The sequence below is a fragment of the Allobosea thiooxidans genome, assembly GCF_900168195.1.
GTDB classification, from domain to species: Bacteria; Pseudomonadota; Alphaproteobacteria; order Rhizobiales; family Beijerinckiaceae; genus Allobosea; species Allobosea thiooxidans.
The window spans coordinates 131922-140058 of the sequence record NZ_FUYX01000014.1 but is presented as its reverse complement, the minus strand read 5'-3'; the positions used below and the strand labels follow the sequence as shown (position 1 = coordinate 140058).

The following is an 8137-nucleotide window of genomic DNA, read 5'->3' as shown; positions in this document are numbered from 1 at the left end:
GAAAGCGGCGTGCCGACGTTGGTCGAGGCTCGGGAGATCGTTGCCGACTTCCACGCCATGATCAGAACCAAACGGGCCGAGCTGCTGTCGTCCTGGATAGAGCGCGCTTCAAGCAGCCTGATCGCTTCGCTGGCGAATGGCGTCAGGCGAGACGAAGCGGCCGTACACGCGGCGATCATCTCAACCTGGTCAAATGGTCAGACGGAAGGCCAGATCACCCGGCTCAAACTCGTCAAACGACAGATGTATGGCCGAGGCAAGATCGACCTCCTCCAGGCGCGCCTGATCGGTGCCCAATTATGAAAAACGTCAGCGAGATTGCGTCAGAGCCAAACTTGCACGCCGAAACACAACATATCGCGAGAGCCAACGCGGGTGGCTCATGACGCTTGGCAACTTTGTAGAGCTGGTGAAGAAGCGGCAGTAGGCAGGCTCACCGTCAGGTATCGTGCGCCGACGCGACCATTTCACGGAGGTCATCAACGGAATAAGGCGGATTCCGGCGATGGGCGACCGAATGGCAGTTGGGACAAAGCGGCGTCAGGTCGGTTCTCGGATCGATGATGTAATCCTTCCCGATTTGCGAGACAGGCGTCACGTGGTGAACCTCTATCAGGCCGGCAGCAGCGGCGCCGTAGCGCTCTTCCATATCCAGCTTGCAGGCCTTGCAGGAATAGCCGTGAATCGCGAGAGCGGCGGCACGGTTGCGTCGGTCCCTTTCGTAGCCGTTGACCTCAATGCGTGTTCTTGCGCCCTCCGGAAGTCCCACGATCTCTGGTGAGGCGCCAGATCCGTCCTCCTCGGTCTCCACCGGCAAGAGCGCCAGAACCGCCGCGGCTACCCTCGAGGTCCAGAGTTCGACCTGGCGCATGTCTTCTTCAGCATTGCCCTCGTTGATCGCCAGCATTCCGCGGCGCAGATCAATACCAAAGCTGCGCCACTGCATTTCCCAGATCGCTGAATCATCCGGAAGATATGTTGCGCCATTGATGCTGAGAGTGATTTCGGCATCTGCATCACGGCAAACGTCCAGCACCGCGCGGAAAGTGCGACGGCCGGTCTCGTCCGCCGAGCCCATGGCGTTCATGAGATCGCCGGCGAAATTGCCTGGCCGGAAATGCACGTCCAGCCGCCGCCATCCTATGAAGGTTCGCAGCGTAAAGGTTTGGCCCGAAGGATAGCCGGCAGGCTGGAGTTCAAGCCAGCGCGTGCCGCCGCTATCCCGTCCTTCCCGGCCGGAAAACTCCAGTCCGGTTTCAGCGGAGATCCGCTCCGCAAGCGAGCGTGGATCAGGCGACATCCCTATCCACTTCAGGCTCAGGCAGCGTCTCTACAAGCTTCTCAAGAATCCGCGACACCTCGAACCGCATGTCGCGGAACATCGAGGCGGTGTGGTCCTGCACCGTCGAGAGTTCTGCGACGGCCAGTGCCCACATGAGGGAATCCAGTCCTTGCATCGTCACGCTACGATTGAGGTTCGGAATATAGACCTTCTGGTAATAGGGGTGACTGGTGTTAATCCGGATACCCTTGTGCCCTTCGATTAGTGCCGGTTCGAACAGGAGACCGTTGTTGATTCCCTCAACGGGCTGAATGAATACCTCGCCCGGTCTTTTTGACGACGTTATCGTCAGCTTCAATCTGGTTGTACCATGCTTGTTTTCAACGATGGCTTCCCCAGTGTTCGGGTCCGCGATATTTACCTTCGGCCCGCCTGCGGCTGCCTCACGATTACGAATATTGTTGTTGGAGGTGTCGTGCGCACCCTCTCCCTTTTTGGACAGCAGCTTCTGCTGTCCCTCGCGTGACCTACGATTGGCTTCACGACGCGGTGCAGTGAGGAATTCGCCTTGCAGCCAGTTCGCCAAATCATCGTTGAGGATGATCTGGGACTTCTTGATATCCAGATGGAAAGCGTCATCCAGCCTGTGGTCGAAGGAGAATTCGACACGCAAATAGGTCAGGTGTGGCTCTTTCTGATAGAGACCCAGCCAGTCGGCGTCGTGGATCAGCCGGTTTTCGCGATAGATGTATATTCCTTGTCGGTCATTCGAGAGTTTGGCAGCCGATGCAGCAGTGTCGTCCGGAAACTCCTCGCGCCGCGGCAGGATGTAGGCACGCGCCGTAAACGAGGCCGTCCGTCCATCCGATAATTCCGGCTCAATGGTTTCGTTTGCAACCAACTCGGACAGCTTTGACTGGAACGGGTCCCACGCCATGACAGGCTTCCCGTTCACTTCCATCACGACGTTCTTCGCCCGGGTATCCTCAGGGTCCAGGAATCGTTGATACACCATGGAAAGATGCTCGCGGAGGGCGTCCTCCCGGGCTTTCAGCGCCTTGCGTGCAGGCGCACCGGCCGGGTCCTGATACTCCTTGAGCAGCCGATCAACATCTTCCCATAACACCACGGTGCCTGCGCGGCCGGGAGCTACGACGTCAAGATTTTCGAGCGCTTCTGGATCACATTCGTCATTGAGAAGAAGCGACCATTTGTTGACCCTGGCGACATGATAGAGGTCCCACGTTGCCATGAGCGCCGGCGTATTGCCGTCCGGCCGGGAAATCACCGACAATTTCTTACAGAACGCTGTCGAAGCGGTCTTCAGGCCGAGGCCGTATTTTCCGAGGCTGGCAGCGCTGGGGCGGGCTTTCGAGCCATATTGCATGGCATTGATCAGGCCGTCACGATTCATGCCGTCGCCATTATCGGCAATCATCAGGCGGATATTGCCGCGCAAATCAGCCGCTAGCCAGAGCTGGATACGGGTTGCGTTCGCGGCAATGGAGTTGTCGACGATATCAGCCACGGCGGTATTGAACTCGTAGCCGGTATCACGCAGGCCAACGATAACCCGCTCCGGGTCCGGTGGCAGTTCGATTTCCTGAATGCTGCTCATCTTCCCCCCTGGATTTCGACTACGCGCCAGCCCGTGCCGAGCTTGAGAACGCCTTTGGTCCGTTCCGTCTGCTGCTTGCGCTTGTGGGTGATGCGATACCGATCATCATCATCTCTCACCAAAATGATCTCATCTCCAGGAACCAGATTTGCCTGGCGGATGTATTTGGTCATCCTAGTCAATCGGTATTCGTTACGTGTGCCGTCAAAAAGCTTATTGTTGTAATAGATGAACGCAAATTCCCAATAAGTGCCGCCGTCATCCAAAAAATTCAGGTGACATCTTGGGTTATAATGGCTTGGATCGAGACGAGGAAAGAAGGAAAGCAACCGCTCCTCTCTCGGCACCAAAATACCTGCCTGATGCGCACCCGTTTCCCCCGTATCGTTGGCGCTCAGCACTTTCGCAATTGTTCGTTCTGCCATACCTACCCGCTAGCCCCCTTCGATGGCGATCGCATCAGCGCCGCGACGATATCGCCGTAATCATCTTCCTTGCCTTCAAGGCCTACCACAGCGGTGCCGGAAATTGCTCTCTTGCGGGTCAGGCGTTCATCGACCACGTCCTCGACGGTGTCGGCGACAAGAAGTCTGTGAACTGTCACCGGCAGTTGCTGGCCCCGTCGGTGAGCCCTGGCAGACGCCTGGTCTTCAAGGGCCGGATTCCATTCCGGATTATAGTGGATCACATGGTTCGCGGCGGTGATGTTGAGGCCTGCTCCTCCGGCCTTCGGGTTCAGAACAAGCGCAGCACCGCCCTGAACAGCGCTGAAACGGTCGATCAGAGGCTGGCGTTCGTCAATGGAAAGGCGGCCGTCGATGACGCCCCCAAATGTTCCGAAACGGCTCTTGATGTGGCGGGCGATCAAGTCGGCCATTGCCGTGAACGATGTGAAGATAATCACCTTCTCGCTACGCGAAAAAATTTCCTCCACGATCTCGTCCATCCGCCGAAACTTCGAGAAGGACATCGGGTCGGCCGCTACGGCGTTGCCGTTCATGAGAGCGGGATGAGCGCAGAAGCGGCGCAAGGACGTCAGGGCGACGAGCGTGGCAGCTGCGCCGTACTCCGCATAGATGCGTTCCCGTTCGGCATCATAGGCAGCTATTTCACCTTCATCCAGCTCGACGACCTGCGGAATGTCGATGCGGCTCGGCAGGTCCTGTGCCACCTCGGCAACACGTCGGCGCAGCATGAGCGGCGAAACCAGCGGTTCCAGCTTTGCTGCGCCATCGACGTCATCGGAATATTCCGATGCGAAGGTTTTTGCGTCACCCAGATAGCCGGGCAGAACGAAATCCACGACCGACCACAGATCGAGCAGGCGGTTCTCGACAGGCGTCCCTGTCACCGCCAGCCCCGCCTCCCGCTGAAGGCGCTTTACCGCCCGTGTCCGTTGGGCGTCCGGGTTCCGGATGAACTGTGCTTCATCCAGCACGATCACCTTCCAGACGATCATGTTGAGTAGGCTGTTGTCGCGAACCGCATTGTCGTAGGACGTCACTACGACATCGTAGTCCTTCAACTCCGAGGGTCGGCCTGTTCGAAGGGCTCCATGATGCTTCAGCACCTTGAGATGCGGAGCGAACTTCGAGATTTCCCGCCGCCAGTTCTCCAGCAACGAACCGGGCGCAATGATGAGAGCCGGCCGCAACGGAGCGCTGCCAGAATCGCTCAGGGCGCTGATTATCTGCAAGGTTTTGCCGAGGCCCATTTCGTCGGCCAAGAGACCACCAACACCTTCAGCAAGAAGGAACTTCAGCCAGCGCCATCCGGAAATCTGGTATGGATAAAGGGTTGCCTGCACCCCGGCCGGCACATCGTCGCCCGATGGCGCAAAAGCAAGCGGCGAAATCGCGTGGTTCGCGGTCCGATCCTCGACAGATGCACCCGCGCCAGCTGCCTTGCGGATTGCAAGAAAGGCCCTGAGAGAGGCCACGGTTCCCAAAGTAACGCCCGTGCCTCGAATCAACCCTAGGATCTCGGCGCTGGCCGCCGGCTCGATAGGATACCAGACGCCTTCAGAGACCTTGTAGCCGCGTTCTAGGTCAGCAAGGTCAAGAGGGACTTCCACACTCCGGCTGGCAGACACGATGCTGTAGGAAGGGGGCTCGTTCCCTCCACCTTCCGAAATGGTCAGGCATGGCGCAAGGGGGTAGCGTGAAGCGCGGAGACCATCGATGCTTGTCGGTATCCAGTCAGCCGAGGGGCGCTTTTCCACAAGGGCGCTGTAGATTTCGTCGGCCGACGGATGACGCGCGTTTCCGGTCTCGTCAATGAGCGAAAGAGACCCTCCGCGAATCTCCCATCCCGGCGTTATCATGGTCCCCTAAGATACAATCGAGCTCTCGATCATGACTATAGCGATTGCAATCGCCGCATAAAGTGGCGCGTGGGAGGATTGTGTGTTTAGGGGCGAAGCTTGTCCCGATTAGCGAGAGGTACGGTGATCGGCGAACTAGAAAGCCTGCTCACCGCCGGACTTTTTTGTGCCTAGACCAGGTCAGTCCAATGCCGCAGATGGGTGACTTCCGGTTATTGCCCTTGCACCGGAAGCCGTCACGGTCGCGCTGTCGAAGTCGACGAGCTAGCCGCCTTCAAGCCGCTTCCCAAACCTGATTCAATATCTTCGCCGCCAAGGCAGCCTTGTCCTGCGGGAGGAAGCGCCCGTAATGGTTCTGGACCATCTCCGGAGTGTCCTGGATGGCGTAGCTGGCCTGCTCATAAGAGCCTGTCTGCTTGAGGATATGCGTCGCAAGCACGTCCCGAACGTTGTGCGGACCATGTGGTAGCAATCCCCGGATGGCCCCGCGCCCGGTGAAGGGATTGAAGATGCCGTAGCGTTGGATCGTCAATCTCCAGGCTTCGTAGAACGTGGTCTGATCGTAAGCGGGATCTGTGCTCGTTTGCTTCACCGTCTTCACGAAGAACGTCCCAGGGTCGTCGGCGCCGGAAAGCAGGACCTTCCGATGCCGGGTGATGTACGTCTCGATGTGCTCGTTGAGGCCGCCAAGATCGGGCAGCACCAGCCGGAATGGCTTGCTGCCGAAATACGATGAGGTCGCATTCTTGAATGCGACGGCCGGGATGAGGACTTCCCAGCCTCCGTCCCTATCGCTCCAGCGCAGTTCCCCGCGCTTCGTGTCCTCAAGCTGACGTTCCGACCGGGGAAAGTGCCCTCGCGGGCAGACCATGAGCTGCCGCAGGTTCTTTTGCCGCAATCCGAGGTGCAGGCCGAGACGTAGCAACAGGAAGGCCCGCACGGCCTCCGCGGCGCCGCGCGGATAGCGGCTCGGATCGGGTGTCCGCTTCAGTATCTCCTCGGTGATCTTGCGATACTCACCGACCGGGCTGGGCGCCTCGAGAACCGGCATGATCGGCTCGAACGGATCGCGGTGGACCCGTGCCACGCGTTGGATCTCCTTCGCGCGTCCGGTCGCGTGCTTGTAGAATGCGTCGCAAGCGCCGTCCCAATCAGCTCGCGCGCGTTCGATCTCGTCGGTCGAGACGAGGCCCGGAATGGGGCGGACTCGCTGGACGAGATGGCGATGCTGCCGTAACCACCCCGTCTCCTGGCGCGTCATGGCAAGCGCGATACGCAGCATGTCGACCTCCCAGGCGGTATAGAACCCGCGACGTCGTTCCCGCCATTGGACGTACCAGTCCCAGATGCCCGGGAAGACAAGCAGTCCGAGCGTGAGATGCTCGAGCGGGACGCCGTAGCCACGCACGACACCCTTTGGCGAGGCTGCCAGCGCGCCGAGCATCAGGCCGAGATGCTCGATCTTCTGCGACGTCGTCTCCTCACCCCAGACGCCGTTGCGCTGGAGCCCGAGGGCGGTCAGCGTCGATGTCTTGAAACGCACGAGGCCCGCCATCTCCATGGTGAGCTCTGGCGGTGCGTCGACGACGCCCGACAGCAGATCCGGGTCGGTCAGCGGCAACTCCTCATCCGGGCGAGTGCCGTGGCCGGGATCATGGATGGGTTCGGGGCGGCCATATGCGACGCCGGGGAACCGGATCGCATAGCGTTGCTTGGCCGCCGCGGCCTGGAACCGCCGATAATCCGTCGCGCCGCTGATGATGACGCGTCTGACCCACTCGACGATCTTCTCCCGCTCCGCATGCGGCAGTGAATTGAAGTTGTCAGGAAGATGCCAAGCAAGCCTCCGCCGCTCGGACGGGCTGATATCTTCCAGCTCGTGCCCTCTCGCCGCCCGACCCTGGTGGGGCAGCTTCGCCCGGAAGTATCCGTCCGGCAGTCGATAGCGTCGCTCGATGCGTTGCAGGATCGCCAAACTGTCGGTGCTGGCAGGCGATCGCGTTCCCTGAACCCAGCTTCGGATCGTCTTGATGTCGAAGCTTTCCCCAGCGTCGACGATGGCGCGATGGAGGTGCCAGTACGTTTCACCGTGACGCTGCATGTGCAGCATCAGGGCTTCGCGAAAGGTGCCAGGGTCCTCCCAGCGATCATCGAGCGCTTGCGGGAAATCGACGACGATCTTCGGCTTCACGCCCCGCTTCTGGCTTGGTCGAAGTGTGTTTACGGCCTTGCCGGGATCATTCGCCGCGAACAGGTCGGGTTGAAGGCGTGCGCGACGTATGGCAGAGGTGCGGGGTTTCGGCGGGTTCGCTTCGCCGACGGCGACACCGCCCTGGAGGGCGAAGCGCGGCCGGGCCTCTCTCGCCGCCGCAGCGTCGAACGCCCGCACGATCGCATCCAGAGCAGGGCGAACTTCTTCCTTGATGGCTGCCAGGCGCAAATGGTCGATGCCGCAATCATACGCGATGAGCCGCCAGTCGATGCCGCGGCCCCGGGTCGGCGGATACTCGCGGCGTGAGATGAGATCGACGAGATACGTTTGAAGCCGCTCCGTGTCGGCGTGCAGGGACGGCGTCAGGCGCTTTCGGCAGAACTCGGAGATCTTCGTGACGAGCAAGCGGGAATTCGCATCGGTAGGCATATCGGCTCGAAATGTCGGCGGTTTACGAAATTACGGGACCTAGCCGATTCGATTCACTTCAGGGTGATGAGCGCTAGGAGCGGGCGGTTGGCGCATCGCCCGAAATCGGACGTTCCCCGTCGAAAGAGCGAGCGTCCATTCCCACGAGGCTCGCCGCATCGCAAACCGTCGTTCGGGCCATCATCGGGCGGCATCTCTTCAACAGACAAGGTAAAGATGAACCCATTTCCGGCATGGGGAAGGTCGACCTTACAGCACTCCGCTCTACTGTGC

6 protein-coding genes are annotated in these 8137 nt (G+C 59.9%); 1 reads left to right on the top strand and 5 read right to left on the bottom strand.

Features of this window, described 5'->3' with window-relative positions; all coding sequences use genetic code 11:
• A partial coding sequence (locus B5Y19_RS21395; RefSeq protein ID WP_139384505.1) for a transposase occupies window positions 1-303 on the top strand: 303 nt, incomplete at its 5' end.
• 136 nt (window positions 304-439) lie between these two features.
• Here the strand turns inward: B5Y19_RS21395 and B5Y19_RS21390 are convergent.
• The 5 genes from B5Y19_RS21390 to B5Y19_RS21370 form a co-directional block, all read right to left on the bottom strand.
• Entirely contained in the window at window positions 440-1300 is an 861-nt protein-coding gene (locus B5Y19_RS21390) for an HNH endonuclease (protein ID WP_079592061.1), read from the bottom strand.
• On the bottom strand, window positions 1290-2900 hold the full coding sequence (locus B5Y19_RS21385) for an ATP-binding protein (protein ID WP_079592060.1): 1611 nt from the start codon (window positions 2898-2900) through the stop codon (window positions 1290-1292). Before B5Y19_RS21385 ends, B5Y19_RS21390 begins: the two co-directional genes overlap by 11 nt.
• Window positions 2897-3325, bottom strand: coding sequence for an EcoRII N-terminal effector-binding domain-containing protein (locus B5Y19_RS21380; protein ID WP_079592059.1), 429 nt, complete (start codon window positions 3323-3325; stop codon window positions 2897-2899). Before B5Y19_RS21380 ends, B5Y19_RS21385 begins: the two co-directional genes overlap by 4 nt.
• Window positions 3326-3327: 2 nt before the next feature.
• Window positions 3328-5223 (bottom strand): DEAD/DEAH box helicase, encoded by a 1896-nt coding sequence (locus B5Y19_RS21375; RefSeq protein ID WP_079592058.1) that lies wholly within the window; start codon window positions 5221-5223, stop codon window positions 3328-3330.
• A 274-nt stretch (window positions 5224-5497) separates the two neighbouring features.
• Window positions 5498-7864, bottom strand: coding sequence for a hypothetical protein (locus B5Y19_RS21370; protein ID WP_079592057.1), 2367 nt, complete (start codon window positions 7862-7864; stop codon window positions 5498-5500).
• Window positions 7865-8137 lie beyond the last annotated feature (273 nt).